The sequence below is a fragment of the Streptomyces sp. NPDC001796 genome, from assembly GCF_042892355.1.
Taxonomy (GTDB): domain Bacteria; phylum Actinomycetota; class Actinomycetes; order Streptomycetales; family Streptomycetaceae; genus Streptomyces.
The window spans coordinates 65813-80955 of sequence record NZ_JBIAUC010000027.1 but is presented as its reverse complement, the minus strand read 5'-3'; the positions used below and the strand labels follow the sequence as shown (position 1 = coordinate 80955).

General features: G+C 67.5%; 13 protein-coding genes and 2 pseudogenes. 7 read left to right on the top strand and 8 right to left on the bottom strand.

The genetic code is table 11. The features are described 5' to 3' along the window. Nucleotides 1-144 precede the first annotated feature (144 nt). Nucleotides 145-786: pseudogene (locus ACFYZE_RS33575) on the bottom strand (ATP-binding protein); the annotation flags it as partial. A gap of 213 nt (nucleotides 787-999) precedes the next feature. Between ACFYZE_RS33575 and ACFYZE_RS33570 the strand changes: the two are divergent. Beyond that, the gene (locus ACFYZE_RS33570; RefSeq protein ID WP_389002642.1) at nucleotides 1000-1833 is read left to right on the top strand and encodes a PIG-L family deacetylase; all 834 of its coding nucleotides are present in this window, start codon (nucleotides 1000-1002) and stop codon (nucleotides 1831-1833) included. A gap of 461 nt (nucleotides 1834-2294) precedes the next feature. Here ACFYZE_RS33570 and ACFYZE_RS33565 read toward each other — a convergent pair. Then, a pseudogene (locus tag ACFYZE_RS33565) lies at nucleotides 2295-2505 on the bottom strand (DUF6207 family protein). 155 nt (nucleotides 2506-2660) lie between these two features. Between ACFYZE_RS33565 and ACFYZE_RS33560 the strand changes: the two are divergent. The 4 genes from ACFYZE_RS33560 (at nucleotide 2661) to ACFYZE_RS33545 (ending at nucleotide 6186) form a co-directional block, all read left to right on the top strand. Next, nucleotides 2661-3302 (top strand): hypothetical protein, encoded by a 642-nt coding sequence (locus tag ACFYZE_RS33560; RefSeq protein WP_389002639.1) that lies wholly within the window; start codon nucleotides 2661-2663, stop codon nucleotides 3300-3302. Between the two features lie 101 nt (nucleotides 3303-3403). Then, nucleotides 3404-4207, top strand: a complete 804-nt coding sequence (locus ACFYZE_RS33555; protein WP_389002636.1) for a class I SAM-dependent methyltransferase — start codon at nucleotides 3404-3406, stop codon at nucleotides 4205-4207. A 369-nt stretch (nucleotides 4208-4576) separates the two neighbouring features. Further along, the gene (locus ACFYZE_RS33550) at nucleotides 4577-5374 is read left to right on the top strand and encodes an acyltransferase family protein (RefSeq protein WP_389002633.1); all 798 of its coding nucleotides are present in this window, start codon (nucleotides 4577-4579) and stop codon (nucleotides 5372-5374) included. A 32-nt stretch (nucleotides 5375-5406) separates the two neighbouring features. Next, on the top strand, nucleotides 5407-6186 hold the full coding sequence (locus ACFYZE_RS33545) for a polysaccharide deacetylase family protein (RefSeq protein ID WP_389002630.1): 780 nt from the start codon (nucleotides 5407-5409) through the stop codon (nucleotides 6184-6186). A gap of 184 nt (nucleotides 6187-6370) precedes the next feature. Here ACFYZE_RS33545 and ACFYZE_RS33540 read toward each other — a convergent pair whose 3' ends face one another. Beyond that, a complete protein-coding gene (locus ACFYZE_RS33540) occupies nucleotides 6371-7627 on the bottom strand; it encodes a M20 family metallopeptidase (RefSeq protein WP_389002627.1) in 1257 nt (418 codons plus the stop codon). Next, nucleotides 7624-8355: a trimeric intracellular cation channel family protein gene (locus ACFYZE_RS33535; protein WP_389002624.1), complete on the bottom strand. Its 732-nt coding sequence runs from the start codon at nucleotides 8353-8355 to the stop codon at nucleotides 7624-7626. The genes ACFYZE_RS33540 and ACFYZE_RS33535 overlap by 4 nt, the downstream gene beginning before the upstream one ends. 121 nt (nucleotides 8356-8476) lie before the next feature. On the opposite strand from ACFYZE_RS33535, the gene ACFYZE_RS33530 reads away from it, so the two are divergent. Then, complete coding sequence (locus ACFYZE_RS33530; RefSeq protein ID WP_389002621.1) at nucleotides 8477-9295, top strand: hypothetical protein; 819 nt, start codon at nucleotides 8477-8479, stop codon at nucleotides 9293-9295. An 8-nt stretch (nucleotides 9296-9303) separates the two neighbouring features. Here the strand turns inward: ACFYZE_RS33530 and ACFYZE_RS33525 are convergent, their stop codons facing one another. Then, entirely contained in the window at nucleotides 9304-9891 is a 588-nt protein-coding gene (locus tag ACFYZE_RS33525) for a maleylpyruvate isomerase N-terminal domain-containing protein (RefSeq protein ID WP_389002654.1), read from the bottom strand. Between the two features lie 77 nt (nucleotides 9892-9968). Then, nucleotides 9969-10694, bottom strand: coding sequence for a class I SAM-dependent methyltransferase (locus ACFYZE_RS33520; RefSeq protein ID WP_389002618.1), 726 nt, complete (start codon nucleotides 10692-10694; stop codon nucleotides 9969-9971). A 406-nt stretch (nucleotides 10695-11100) separates the two neighbouring features. Between ACFYZE_RS33520 and ACFYZE_RS33515 the strand changes: the two genes are divergently transcribed. Continuing rightward, entirely contained in the window at nucleotides 11101-12291 is a 1191-nt protein-coding gene (locus tag ACFYZE_RS33515) for an IS110 family transposase (RefSeq protein WP_389002615.1), read from the top strand. A gap of 620 nt (nucleotides 12292-12911) precedes the next feature. On the opposite strand, the gene ACFYZE_RS33510 is transcribed toward ACFYZE_RS33515, so the two are convergent. Together ACFYZE_RS33510 and ACFYZE_RS33505 are read right to left on the bottom strand one after the other, a co-directional pair. After that, nucleotides 12912-13352, bottom strand: a complete 441-nt coding sequence (locus tag ACFYZE_RS33510) for a VOC family protein (RefSeq protein ID WP_389002612.1) — start codon at nucleotides 13350-13352, stop codon at nucleotides 12912-12914. 168 nt (nucleotides 13353-13520) lie between these two features. Next, a complete protein-coding gene (locus ACFYZE_RS33505) occupies nucleotides 13521-14756 on the bottom strand; it encodes an epoxide hydrolase family protein (protein WP_389002609.1) in 1236 nt (411 codons plus the stop codon). Between the last annotated feature and the right edge of the window lie 387 nt (nucleotides 14757-15143).

Sequence of the window (15143 nt, the reverse complement as noted above, 5' to 3'; positions counted from 1 at the left end):
GGTATTTGCGTGGTGCTGGCACTGCTCGTGGTTCTCCTTCGGGCCAGGATCATAAGCCTGGTTTCAGGGACTCCACGAATCCGGGGTCAGCTCAGACTCTCGCGAGTGGGGCAAGCTGGCATCGCTCCGATAGGCCGGGGGAGGTCAGCCGGCGGCGTTCTGCGCTGCTGCCCGGGCCTGGGTGAGGGCCGGGCGGTAGGATTCGGTGCCGGTCTGGATGAGGCTGCCGCCGAAGGTGAGCCGGTCGACGATGGCCGCGCAGAGCCGGGGATCAGTGAAGGTCTTGGTCCAGCCACTGAAACTCTCGTTCGAGGCGATGGCGACGCTGTTCTTCTCCTCGCGTTCGGTCAGCACCTGGAACAGCAGCTCAGCGGCCTGTTCGCCGAGGGCTCGGATCTTGGCGTGGGAGTGGTTGACCGCCGGCTGGCCGACGGACAGTTTCTCCCAGCGGCCGCGGTAGGGCACACGCATGGTGCCGTCGGCTCCTTGGCAGGCCTTGTCCGCCCAGCACGGAACGCCGACCGCGGTCAGGGCGTCGATGACGCCGTCGGCGCGGGCGGCCTTGATGTGGTGTATCGCGCCGAGTAGTGCCGGTGACGCCCAGATCACCCGGCCGAACGGATCGGTGATGACCTGTACGTTCATCCCATGCTTCTTGTGCTTGCCCAAGTAGAGGGGCGGGTCGGCGGTGATCCGGTGGATCGGTAGCAGCGTGCCGTCCAGGATCACGAACGCTTTGGTAGCCGCGACGGTCATAGCTTCATGGAGGCTCGGCGCGAGAACGGAACGCCGGCCATCGACGGTCGTCTGGAAAGCGAAGTGGCGGCGCCGGGAACAGCGGGAGGGGCCGGCGCGGTTGCATCGACCGAGGGACCGGCGTCGCACGGGTGGGGAATATGGAGATCACAGGGTCGTCGGCCCTACCAGGATCCGGCCCCAGGAGCGTGGTATGCCCGCCGCGACGCGGACCAGGACGTATTTCTGCGGGAGGATTGTTTTATGACGGACCGGCCTTTGACGCTGATGGCAGTACATGCCCACCCCGATGACGAGGCCACCGGAACCGGAGGGGTCCTCGCGCGGTACGCGGCGGAAGGCATCCGCACGGTTCTCGTGACGTGTACCGACGGCGGTTGCGGTGACGGACCGGGGGGTGTCAAGCCGGGCGATCCCGGGCACGATCCGGCGGCGGTCGCCTTGATGCGCCGTCAGGAACTTGTGGCGAGCTGTGACGTCCTGAAGGTCAGCGATCTGGAGATGCTGGGTTATGCCGACTCCGGGATGATGGGCTGGCCGAGCAACGGCGCCCCCGGATCCTTCTGGCAGACCCCCGTGGAGGAAGGCGCGGCCCGACTCGCGGAACTCATGCGGCACTACCGACCTGATGTGGTCGTCACCTACGACGAGAACGGCTTCTACGGCCACCCCGACCACATCCAGGCCCACCGCATCACGATGGCGGCGCTGGAGATGACCGCGTTGGCACCGAAGGTGTACTGGACGACGATGCCCCGCTCGATGATGCAGCGGTTCGGCGAAATCATGCGCGAGTTCGGTGAGGACATGCCGGAGCCGGATCCTGCCGAGGCCGCCGCGATGGCCGAGATCGGCCTCCCCGACGATGAGATCACCACGTGGGTGGACACCACCGCGTTCAGCGGTCAGAAGTTCGACGCGTTGGCCGCGCACGCCAGTCAGGGCGAGAACATCTTCTTCCTCAGAATGGGCAAGGAGAGGTTCGGCGAGTTGATGGGCATGGAGACCTTCGTACGTGTCCAGGACGCCACCGGCGCGGCCATACCCGAGAACGATCTCTTCGCCGGACTGCGCTGATCTGCCCGTCCGACCGGCCGGGAACGGTGCCGGCGCTGCTCCCAGGCCCACATGGCCTCGGCGAAGCGCGATGGTCTCGGGGTAGACGACCACGGGGGCGGTCTTTCGGCGGCGTTCGGCGGCGTTCGGGCATGCCGAGGGCGTCTTCGCGGCGCCGCCAGGTGGGTCCGCCCACCTGGCGGCGGTGGACCCATCACCACGGTGTGACCTGGTGGGCGTCTCCGACGAGCGCGTCACCCGCCGGGCCGGGCTGGTGCACGGGGGACAGGTGCCGCAGCAGCGCGCGGGCCAGCTCCGGCAGGGGCGTGGGTTCGGTAGGTAGCCGCCCAGGTCGCCGATGAGCCGGCGGCGGCCGCATCCGCATGGTGTCCACCGGCGGTCGAAAGGGGAGCAGCCAGGCGCCGTCTTCGGTCGTGAGGCCGTGCATTGAGCCGCGTTCGGCTACTGTCCACGCGCAGCCCTCACCGGCCAGGCCGACTTGCGTCTCGCACCAGGAAGCAACGCAGCCGCACCCCGGGCTCGCCGGGCTCCCGGTTCGTACGCTCCGCTGCCGCGGTCGACCACCGCGCGGCGAGCATCCTGGAACGCGAACGCCTTTTTGTCACCGGCGGCCGCGATCTCCACAACGACCAGCCGTGGTTCCCTCACGTGCGCTTCGGTGATCGGTCTCATGCCTTGCACTACGGCGAAGCCCTTGATCGAGATTCGCCGGGCGCAGCGTCTTCACTCCATTGAGGACGGCGCGGGCTCTTGGGCCGTCGGCTGCGTGTTGTCACCGTCCGCGCCCCGTCGTCCGCATCTTTGACCGGGAACTGGGCACACACCGCATGGTCCTCGCCCAGGGCGTGAGCCGCGGCCAGTGGTTCGCCTCCCGGTTCGCCCTGGCGTCGGCGACCACGATCGCCCTCTCCGGCCTGCTCGCGGCAGTGTTCGCCTGGTGGTGGCGGCCGGCCGCCGACCGGAGCTACGGCCTGTTCTGGTACGAGAACACGGTCCTGAGCGGCTCGGGTCCCCGCGTTGTGGCGGCCGCCCTGTTCGGCCTGGCGGCCGGCACCCTGCTGGGTCTGCTGGCCCGCCGGGTGCTGGCGGCGATGGTCTCGACCCTGCTGGTGACGGGGGCGATGACGCTGCTGCTGGAGTGGACGCACCGGGCCCGGCTGCTGGTCCGGCCGCACACCTACGTCAGCGCCGGCAGCACCCCCAAACCGCCGATGGGCGAGAAGTGGTCGACCGGCGACTACGGCCTGATCACCGCCACCGGCCGCCACGAGGACGTGCTGAACTGCCCCTTCCCCTCGGGCACCCAGCTCAAGGAGTGCATGACGGCACACGGGTACGTGGCCCGCTTCTACCAGGCCAACCCGGCCGGTGACTACTGGACCTTCCAGTGGACCGACACCGCCGTTCTCGGCGGCCTGGCCGCTGTGCTCACGGTCGTCACCATGCTGCTGCTGCGCCGCCGCGTCTGACCGCGGCGACCGCATCGGGGCCCATCCACTTCCCCCTCCCTTTCTCTCTTTCGCTTTCATCCCGCCACCGGGATCCCCTTTCGCACGGAGGTCGCTTCGCCATGCCCACCGACGCCAAGTCGCCGAAGAAGCTGCGCAACAACCGCGCCGCCCTCACCCACAAAACCGGTTACGCCCTGCGCCACCCCGGCCGCGTCATCCCCTACCTGCGCCGGGCCGGCCGGGACGCGTGGCTGCGCCTCAAGCACCCCGACCACGTCGGCTACTACCGCGCCGTGATGGCCTCGGACACCCGCCGAAACCCGGAAGCCGCGGTCGGCAGCCAGACCCACGACCGCTGGCTGGCGCTCGGACAGATGCAGTTCGACTACCTCATCGAACACGGGCTGCGCCCCGACCACCGCATGTTCGACATCGGCTGCGGCAACCTGCGCGGTGGCTGGCGCTTCATCAGCCACCTCGACACCGGCAACTACTACGGCATCGACATCTCACCCGACATCCTGATGGCCGCCAAGACCACACTCGTCGAACGCCGTCTCCAGGACAAGCTGCCACACCTGACCATCACCGGCGACCTCACCCTGGACTTCCTGCCCGACGACCACTTCGACGTGGTCCACGCGCACAGCGTCTTCTCCCACTCGCCGCTGGAGGTCATCGACCAGTGCCTGGCGCACATCGGCCGCGTGCTGACCGACACCGGGTTCTTCGACTTCACCTTCGACCGCACCGAGGGCACCGAACACCAGGTACTGCGCGAGGATTTCTACTACCGCACCGAGACCCTCCTGGGCCTGGCGCGACGGCACGGTCTGCACGCGCGGTTCATGGAGGACTGGGAGAAACGCCCGCACGGCCAGTCGAAGATACGTGTCAGCCGCTCGGCGCTGCCCGCCGTCTGATCAGCCCTGGTTCCGACATGCCCTCCGACAGACCTTCTCCCGGACCGCGGAGCGGACCGGCGCGCCTGGCCGCGATGGACGGGCTCCGCCTGATGGCAGCGGTCATGGTGGCCGCCTACCACTTCCTCGGAACGCCCACCCCACACTTCTGGGGAAGCGCCGGACTGCGGGATCTCGCACCGTTTGTGCATGAGATCATCCGCTATGGCTGGCTCGGCGTCGAGTTCTTCTTCGCCATCAGCGGCTTCGCCATCTGCATGAGCTGCTGGGGGCGCACTCCCGCACAGTTCACCGTGTCCCGCATCGCACGGCTCTTCCCGGCCTACTGGCGCCGTACTCCTCGTCGTCGCGCTCGTCCTTGTCTCACGGATGGGCCACTGGCCGGCCGCCACCCGTATCGACCCTCGTACCGTCCTGGGAAACCTGACGATGGCTCCGGGACCGCTGGGACTCGAACTGGTCGACAAAGTCAGCTGGACGCTCTGGGTGGAGGCCCGTTTCTACCTGCTGATGGCCCTGCTGCTCATCTTCGGGCTGTCCTATCGGCGGGTGGTGACCTTCTGCGGAGCCTGGCTCCTGGCGGGTGTCATCGCCCTCGAACTCCAGTCGCCACTGCTCGACGAGTTCGTGCTGACCCGATACACCGGCCTCTTCGTCGCCGGAATCGTCCTCCACCTCATGCACCGGTTCGGACAGAACCTCCTGCTGTGGCTGCTGCTGGGTTTCGCCTGGTCCTACGAACTCACCGTGCTCGAACTGCGGGTGGCCTACCACGCCACCGTACCCCCCGGCGAGAGCCGGCCCTCCTGGGCCGTGTGCGCGGCCCTGCTCACGCTCTGTCTCGGGCTGCTGGCGCTGGCCGACGTCGGAGGACCGTTGGCGAGGCTGCGATGGCGGTGGCTGGTCACCGCAGGGTCACTCACCTACCCCTTCTACCTCGTCCACCAAAGCATCGGAATTCCTCTGGCCAAAGGCTTGATCCGGGCCGTTCCGAAGCTGGGGCCGCTGCCTGCGATGGCGGTGTCCGTCGTCTGCATGCTGGGGCTCTCCCTGCTCATCCACACAACGGTGGAGCGTCGGCTCCAACGTCTGCTGAGGCAGCGCCTGACCCTCGACATGCGGCTTCAGGAACCCGCCGCGAGGCCGACTCCCGCCCGCACGCGCTAACCCGGGAATCTCCATCCGAAGAAAGATCTCGCATGCCCCGCATCACGCCCAAAAGACGCTCGCGCCTGCTCATCGCCGTCGCGACAGCAATGGTCGCCATGCCGGCCCTCGCGCTGACTCTGGCCCTGACGGTCACGACCTACGACCACACCTCGCCACGCGCCGCCCGAGCAAAGGCATCGGGATCAGTTGCCGGAAACATCGACTGCCGCAAGGCGAAATGCGTGGCCCTCAGCTTCGACGGCGGCCCCAGCCCGACGACGCCCAGGCTGCTGGACATCCTCAAGCGGGACGGTCTGCACGCCACGTTCTTCGTTCAGGGCAAGGGCCACATCACGAAGTACCCCGACATCCTGCGCCGTATCTCGGACGAGGGGCACGAGATCGGCAATCACACCTGGAACCACAGGAGGCTGACAGACCTCGACGAGGACAACGCCCGTCGGGAACTGGCCCGCACACAGGACGCCATCGAGAAGATCACCGGCACCAGGCCCGACCTCATGCGTCCGCCAGAGGGCCGCACCAACGGCAAAGTGGCGAAGATCTGCCGGGACTTGGGCCTGGCACAGGTGCTGTGGAGCGTCACGGCCAAGGACTACGAGACGACGGACTCGACTCTGATCACCCAGCGGGTGCTCGACCAGACGCACCGCGACGGCATCATCCTGCTGCACGACCTGCACAAAGGGACCGTGCCCGCCGTACCGGGGATCATCAAGGCGCTCCAAGAGCGCGGCTACACCATCGTCACGGTGTCGCAGTTGCTCGCCCCTGCCAAGCCCCGGCCGGGCATGGTCTACCGGCCATGAGGAAGCACGCGAGCGCATCGCCGAGTGCTGCGTGCAAGTAAGGAAGGACCGGACCAGGCCGGCTTCGAGAGCTTTCGACGCCGGGCCGTGCCCGGGGCTGTGGGTTCTCACCTTGGCCCGTCTGCCGGCTTCGCGCCGGTGAGGGCATGGCAGTGACGGTCGGTCGGGAGAACGACGTCTGCTGTCAGGTGCCGAGCCAGGCGAGGGTTGCGACGGTCAGGGCGCTGACGCCCGTGTCCAGGGTGGGTTGGGTGACGGGGGCGAAGGTAGGGCTGTGGTTGACCGGGATGTCCTGGGCGATCGTGCCGTTCTCGGCGGCCTGGGCGTACAGGCCGGGGTCGATGCCGCCGATGCCCCAGTAGGTGAACGGCGCGCCGAACGCTTTGGGAATCTCACTCATGTCCTCGCTGGCGGTCTGCAGGTCGATGGTGTGCGCGTGGTCGCCGAAGTGGGCGGCGAATGCCTTGGCGACGCGCCGGGTCGGGGCTTCGTCGTTGACCGTGGGCGGGAAGGAGGTGATCTTTTCGATCCGGGGTGCCTTCGGCGACCGGGAGGCCTCGCACTCGGCCTTGACGATCCGCTCGATCGCGTTCAGGACGTGGGTGCGCGAGGCGTCGTCGTAGGTGCGGACGTTGACCTGGATGACGGCGCTATCGGAGATGACGTTGGGGCCGGTGCCGGCGTGGAGGCTGCCTACGGTGACGACGGCGGGGGTGGTGGCGGCCAGTTCCCGGGAAACGATCGTCTGCAGGCGCACGACGATCATCGCGGCCATCACCACGGGGTCCACCCCGGCTTGGGGCATGGAGCCGTGTGCTCCCCGACCGTGGACGGTGATGCGCAGGCTGTCCGCGGCCGACAGGAACGGTCCGCAGCGGGTGCCGACGTAACCGGCAGGATAGGGCAGGACGTGCTGGGCGAGGACCACGTCGGGTCGGGGCGCCTTGGACGTCAGACCATCGTTGATCATGGCCTGAGCGCCGTCGCCGTTCTCCTCCGAGGGCTGGAAGAGCACCACGAAGGTGCCCCGCCAGGCGTCTTCGGCCTGGGCCATCAGCCGTGCACAGCCGATCAGGCAGGCCACATGCACATCGTGTCCGCAGGCGTGCATCACAGGCTGCTCGGTGCCGTCCTCGCCGATGACGGTGACCGTGGAAGCGTAGGGCAGACCGGTCTGCTCACGTACCGGCAGGGCATCCATGTCGGCACGAGCCATGACAACCGGGCCCTCGCCATTGGCCAGAACCCCGATCACCCCCGTCCCGCCGATGCCGCCGGTGACCTCGTAACCGAAGCCCCGCAGGGCAGCGGACACCCTCTTGGCCGTGCGGTGCTCCCGAAGGCCGAGTTCGGGGTGCCTGTGCAGGTCCTTGTAGAGGTCCTCCAGATCGGAGCGGATGGACTCCAGGCCGGCCAACACCGTGCGGGCTCCGTCGCTCACGGTTCCTCCTTGCGCGAGTGGGACTCACCCCCACGGCCGGTGGCGGGACGAGAGCGGCGCCGCATGAACGAGGCCAGTTGGGAATGGGGCTGCCAGTCCAGGCCGCTGGGCAGATTCCAGCCGAAGCGCACGGCGGTGAGCCGGAAGACCAAGGCCACGGCGACACCCAGGCCGATGCCGACCCCCGGAATCCCGAGGTACGAGCAGAGCACCGTGATCGCGGCGACCACGAGGGCGACCGTGGCATACAGGCCGTTGCCGCCGAACACGGCAGGCACCCGGCCGAGGATGACATCACGCAGGGCGCCACCGCCGACAGCGGTGAGGGTGCCCAGCATGACGGCCGGGAGCCAGCCCAGACCGACCGCCAAGGTCCTGTTGGCACCCGCGACCGCCCAGAACCCGATCACCGCGGCATCGAGCACAGTGAAAAGCCTGGTCCAGGACTGTTCACTGACCCGGATCAGAAACGCGACCGCGGCACCGGCGAAGGCGACCGCCAGATAGGCGTAGTCGGTCAGCGCCACCGGTGTACCGTGCTGCAGCAGCACATCTCTGATCACACCTCCGCCCAGGCCGGAGACGACGCCGACCACCAAGAACCCGAACAGGTCCAGGCCCGCCGTGCGAGCCACAGCACCACCCAACAGCGCACACGAGCAGACACCGGCAAGGTCGAGATACCGCGTCACCACATCGATCCCGGCGGGAACCAAGGAAGTCGACATAACGGACATGGTGGACACGAGGTAAGCATAGCCGACATCACGCTCTCAACCGCAAAGGCGAACACAAAGCGCGACCGATACCGGCAGCACGCCTGATCGCACTGCGGCCGTGCTGCGAGCGATGGCCGGCACCACCGGCCCCACCTGTCGGCGATGCTTCATCCGGCGACCCCTCGCCCACGACGGCCGCATTGTTGTCACCCACCACGAACGCCTCAGCGGCCGGGGCGAGTCCCGCCTGGTCCTGGACCACTACCTGGACGCCTTCCTGCGCAAGCCGGGCGCCTTCCCCGGATCGACGGCCCCCGAACAGGCCAAAGACGCAGGGAAGTTCACCCCGTCCATCAAGCTTGGGCGACCGTGGCGCGCGCTGCCCACGACGAGGCGGGCCAGCACCCGGGCGCTGATGGAGGTGCTGCTGCGCCGTCGTATGGAGCACGAACACGTCGTCGCCGGACTCGCCTCGGCCCACGGGGCCGCCGCTCCGACCGCGGACGCGGTCGTGCTGGAGGCCCGCCAAGCCGCTGAAGGCGAGACCTTCACGGAGCCCGCGAAGCCTGTCTCGGCCCGTCCCGTCCAGCCGCAGGAGGAGACCGGCGGGACGGTCACACCTTCCTGCCCGACTGGAAGTCGCACCGCCCGCCCGAGACCCGGCCGCAGCCGACGGTGGCCACTACGACCAGCTTCCGAAACGGCACGGCCGCACGGCCTGCGAGAAAGCGGGATCATGACACGTAAGCGGGGCTGGCCGAAGAAGCCGCCACCGCCTCGATCGACCAGGCATGCCGCATGTGCACGCTGCCGCACATCCGTCAGCAATTCGCCGACCTCGGCCATCGTCGACAGGCTGACCTTCAACGGTGCCATCGTCCAGACCGGCACCGCATCCTACCGCCTCGCCCACATCGAAGCCCAAGCCGAACGGGTTGACGCGAGCTGACGCAACGTTCAGAACACGTTGATCGCAGCTGGTGCCCGCTCCGTGCGAGTCAGGGCCCGGAGCAGGGCCGCCTGGCCATGGCGCCGGACGGCAAGCCGGGTCAGCAGCGCAACCACGGGATCGAGGGCCGTCCCGGGAAGTTCCGGCGCGCTGAGGTCCACGCTGATCGCCAGGTCATCCATATGCACAGCGAGCTCGACCATCCGGGTCACGAGGAAGTCGTCCAGGCTCAGTGCCCATCCTGTTTGCCGCATGAACACCACCCAGTCGCCCCGCACCTCCTCGAGACCGGTTCGTTGCCGGTCGAGCGCGGCATGGACGCGCTCGACCAGACGCCGGACGCCTTCGGACGAGATGTCTTCACCCTTCGCTCGAATCCCAGAGTTGCTCTCGCCGTCGGGCGGCGCGTCGATCCACGCGGCCCGCACGTAGTGTTCGAGCACAGTGATGGGATCCTGCTCAGAGGCGGGTCCCTGTAGTGCCGGATCCCCGCTGAAAATCTGATACGCGAGGTGGCCGGCCAGACCGCCGACGGTCCACTGCGCCAACGCGCTGGGTTTCTCCCACGAGGCGGCCACTTCCGGTGCGTCCAGCAGGGTTACGGCCTGCTGTCCTGTGTCATCGCACCTTGAGCGTGTGCCATCGAAGTTTGAGTGGCGTGGGTCACTGGAGGTCAGGGACGTCGCGCCAGGAAGACGAATTCTCTTCCCGGCCGGTCAGGCGCATCGCGAACTTCCTCGACCACGTAGCCGTGTGCGACCAGGTCCCTCTCGACCTCTTCCCGCTCTCGGAAGCGCAGCGTCGAATCCGACGTGAGCACCTGTTCATCCGCTGCGAACACGTAGATCTGGCGGAACGTCACGAGCGGGCCACTCACCTCAATCAACTCGACCCAGTACTCGACCGCGCCGATCCCTGGGATCTCCGTCACGCGGTAGGAGCTCTCGCGGGTCCACTCTTCCCAGGCGCGTCTGGCCGGATCGCGGGTCTCGAAGATCAAATGACCGCCAGGCCGCAGTGCTTCGTGGACTCCCCGCAGTGTCTTCTGCCATGTGTGCGGATCAGCGACAGCCTGGGCGACGTTCGCCGTCATCGTCGCCAGGTCAACCTGCAGCGGCGGGAGGTCTGCCGCATCACCACAGATCCAGCGGACTCGTTCACTGCCCGGTTTGGCCCGAGCCACATCGATGGAGGCCAGGGCGGGATCGATGCCGACGACCTCGATCCCGCGGTCAGCCAGGAGGAGGGCGAATACCCCTGTCCCGCAGCCGACGTCCAGCACTCGGCGCGCCCTGAACTCTTCCGCCATCCGGAGGTATGCATCCAGATCGCTGCGGTCAGGGTCGAGCGGATCATAGATCGCGGCGAGCCGTGGATGCGCGAAGCAGTCATCAGCCATGCGGCTGAACGTATGCAGGGCTTGACCCGAACACCTACTGAGTTTCGCTGGCGGGAGCAATGCTGCGCCGCTGCCTCGATTTCCGGCAGCCGCAGGCACCCCGGTTGGATGCCACAGGCAGGGGGCCCTGACCTGCGCGCTCAACCTTCGGTGGCACGAACTGGCATCCATCAAGGTTCCCTACGTTCTTCTCCGGGACAGGGCGAGCCCTTCGTATGGTTGGCCCACTCAGGGGCGTCGGGTGTGGCTTTCAAGGTTCTGCCGTCTGTGGCTTCCATCGATTGGCCGCTCGACGCCCCACGACGACTCGGCTGCCAATTAGGAATTGCGAATGATCGCTTCGTAGGGAATCGACAGCGAGGTCGTCCGTCGGGGGCACCAGCAGTACACCGTACGGAGGCACAACTTGGCCGCGATCTGGGCCGGCATCGACGCAGGCAAGACCCACCACCATTGCGTCGCGATCGATGACAGCGGCCGCCGGCTGTTGTCACGACGCGTCGCCAACGACGAGTCCGAACTCCTCCAACTTCTCGCCGATGTCCTGGCCTTGGGTGACGAGGTGACCTGGGGCATTGACCTGGCTGACGGCGGAGCCGCCTTGGCCATCGCGATCCTCCTCCACCATGACCAGCCGGTGCTCTACCTCTCTGGACGGGCCATCCACCGAGCCTCCGAGGGCTACCGCGGCGAAGGCAAGACCGACGCCAAGGACGCCGCCATCATCGCCGACCAGGCACGCGTCCGGCGCGATCTGCACCCCTTACGCACCGGCGACGAGACAGTCATCGATCTCAAGATTCTTACCGGCCGCCGCATGGACCTGGTGGCCGACCGCACCCGCACCGTCAACCGGCTCCGCGCTCAGCTCACCGGTATCTTTCCCGGCCTGGAGCGGGCTCTGGACCTCACCAACACCGGCCCTCTCACCCTACTGACGGGCTACCAGACCCCGGCTGCTCTCCGCCGCCTCGGCAGCAAGCGCCTGGAGACCTGGCTCCGCAACCGCAAGGTTCGCAGCGCCGACCAGCTCGCCGAGACAGCCGTCCAAGCCGCCGAGCGCCAGCACACCAGCCTGCCCGGGGAGAAGCTGACCGCGCAGCTGGTGCACACACTGGCGAAGGAGGTGATAGCCCTCAACCAGCAGGTCGCCGAGATCGACAAGCTGATCGAGGCCCGGTTTCGCCAACACCGCGCCTTCGAAGTGATCACCAGCATGCCCGGTCTGGGCGTCATCCTCGGCGCCGAGTTCCTGGCCGCCACCGGCGGCGACATGACCGTCTTCGGCACCCCGGACCGGCTTGCCGGCTTCGGCGGTGTCTCCCCGGCTCCACGGGACTCCGGCAAGATCAGCGGAAACCTGCGCCGCCCTCAGCGATACAACCGCAGACTCCAACGGGTCTTCTACACCTCCGTGCTGTTCAGCATCCGCCACTCCGAGGAGTCCCGCCGGTTTTACGACCGCAAGCGCGCCGAGGGTAAGCGTCACACGCAGGCCGTCCTCGCCCTGGCCCGCCGTCGCGTCAACGTCCTCTGGGCGCTCCTACGCGACGGACGGTGCTACGAACTCGCCCCTCCCAGTGCTCTCGCCGCTTGACAAACAGCATTAGGAATCGGTGTCACAGGACACCTGCGCGGCGGTCTCCAAGTAGGCGTTCTTCAGACTCACAAGCCCCCATAATTCATCCGAAATCCCAACCCTACGCAGTGCCGCTGACGGGGAAAGTTGAGATACCGCAGGACTCTCCACGTGGCGCACTGGCTTCCTGAGGACAAACCACTCAAATGTCCGCAGTTGCGGCACGCGAGCGTGCCGAGCGACATCAGGAGTCACTGACATTGATCAAACCGACACCTCCCTGGATTACTCCGCAGGCCACCAACAAACGACTCCCGAAGAAACACGCACAGCCAGTCAGCTGTGGCGTCACGCCGGACGGCAGCGAACGCATCGATGAGTCCGTGACTGGCGTCCCCACCCGGACGGGGGAGGATGCCACGCATGAGCGACACAACGGCCACCGTCTTCACGGCCAAAGCCGACGACACCTTCGCCTCGCAGTGGCGTACATCGCATAGCGGAGATCGGTATGCCGTCACTCGCCAGGAGGGTAAGCCAGGCCATCACGGATGAGGCAGGGAATAGAGGTGTCGGCGTGGACGACCTTCCGGGATGTGGAGGCGCTTTCGGCGCCGATGTGCGGCGGTGAAGGGCCGTCAGCTGACCTGTTCGGCCAGGGCGAGGATGATGCCTGAGGGGCCGCGGAGGTAGCACAGGCGGTAGATGTCCTTGTACTGCGCTACCCCGCCGATTAGTTCGGCGCCGTGGGGGCGCAGGCGGGCGATGGTGTCGTCGATGTCGTCGACGGCGAACATGACCCGGTGCAGGCCCAGCGTGTTCGGTGGCGGGTTGTGCGATCCGTCGCCGATCGCCGCGGGGGTGTGGTACTGCGCGAGCTCCAGCCTGCCGTGGCCGTCCGGGGTCCGCATCATCGCGATGTCGCTGCGGACTCCGTCGAGTCCGACGGCCTGATCCGCGAAGAGGCCCTCGATCCGTGCCTTGCCTTCCACCTCCATGCCCAGTTCGGTGAAGAAGGCGACGGCGGCGTCCAGGTCTTCGACAACGATGCCGACGTTGTCCATCCGCTGAAGCGTCATGACGGTTCTCCCTCTGCGGTGCGCGGCCCTTTGAGGCCACCGGTATACCGAGGACGGAGCCAGCGGCCCATTCTCGACAGCCGTAAACGGGCTGAGTTCCGGAGGCCCGCTTCTGGCCCCGCCCTGGGTTGCCCGAATCGCCGAACGAGAACCGCCACGCCGGGCCGTTCAGGGCCTGCGACCGTGGAAGGTGCGGCGCAGGTCGCTCACCCAGGCGTCGGGGTTCTCCCAGGGGATGAAGTGGCCGCCGTGGCTGTGGGCGTTGACGTTGACGTGGTTGAACCAATCGGCCTGCGGGCCGGTCTTGAACGCCCGGACGCGCTCGTTGGCGGTGTGGATGCCAGGCGGGTTCTCGTATGTGACGAGGGTGAGGCCGACCGGGGCCTGCACGACCGGGGCGCGGTCGTGGGCGGGGACCCAGAGGTAGCGGTTGGCGTTGGCGTAGTAGCGCATCGACGTGGCGATGGAGTTGTTCACCCAGTAGATCGTGGCGTGGGTGAGCATGTCGTCCTTGGTGAAGACGGACTCGACGTCGCCGCCGTTGTCGCTCCAGGCGTTCCAGCGCTCCAGCAGCCAGGCGAGCAGTCCGGCGGGTGAGTCGCTCAGCCCGTGGGCCAGCGTGGCGCCGTCGAGCATGTGCACGGCGAGGTGGGATGCCCAGCGGTGGTCCAGCTCGACGATACGGGCGCGGACGTCTGCGGGCTGGTCGTCGATGAGGGGCCGGTTCCGGGCGAAGTCCCAGGCGCGGGGGCCGGTGAAGAAGTCGAGGGGCAGCCCGGAGCCGATGTGGATGCCGTACAGCTCGTCGGCGTACTTGTGGCCCAGCTGGCTGGAGACGATCCCGCCGATGTCGCAGCCCCCGGCGGCGTACTTCTCGTATCCCAGGGTCTCTGTCATCAGGGTGTGCCAGAGGTCGGCGACCTTCCAGAAGTTGACGTCCGGAAAGCCGGTGAGCGGGCCGGGGAAGCCGAAGCCAGGCAGGGACGGCACGATGACCTCGAATGCGTCGGCGGGGTCGCCTCCGAACGCGGCCGGGTCGGCGAGCGGGTCGATCACCTTCGACCAGTGCCAGAACGTCCACGGCCAGCCGTGGGTGAGGATCAACGGGATCGGGCCAGGGCCGCGGCCGGGCTTGCGCATGAAGTGCACCGGAACACCGGCGACGCTCACCTGGTAGTGCTCGTAGACGTTGATGGAGGCCTCGGCCTTGCGCCAGTCGTAGTCGTCCCGCCAGTAGGCGACCAGCTTACGGAGATAGCTGTCGGGGACGCCGTAGGACCAGTCCTCATTCCCCTCGTCCAGCGGCGGACGGGTCGATGTGAGACGGGCGCGCAGGTCATCGAGGACCTCGTCGGACACATGGATCGGGGTGGGCTCCAGGGGGAAGGCGTGGGGGATGGGCATGCCGTGTTTCCTTACGGGATAGGGGGAAGTGGTGTCGTCGGCCTGTTGGGTAGGTGGGCAGCGAGCCGGGAATTTTCAGCGAGCCGGGCCATTTCAAGGAGTGCGGGGCAGCGAGGCGGCGAACGCCTGCCGGTGGTGCGGGTCGAGCCGGCCGGCCAGACGGCCGATTCGCTCCTTTCGCCGTGACTCGACCACCTTGGCGCCGGCGGCGTGACCTGCGCCAACACCTCCTCCGCCGACATCGTCTGCGACAACGATCAGCGCACTCCCAGCAATACCGCCGAGCCGCCCCACCAGCCCCCACACCCCAAGCCATCCAGCCGTACCCACCTCACGGTCAGGGGTCAAGAACAGCTACGGAACTTCCGCCAGCGCCCAAACCCGCCG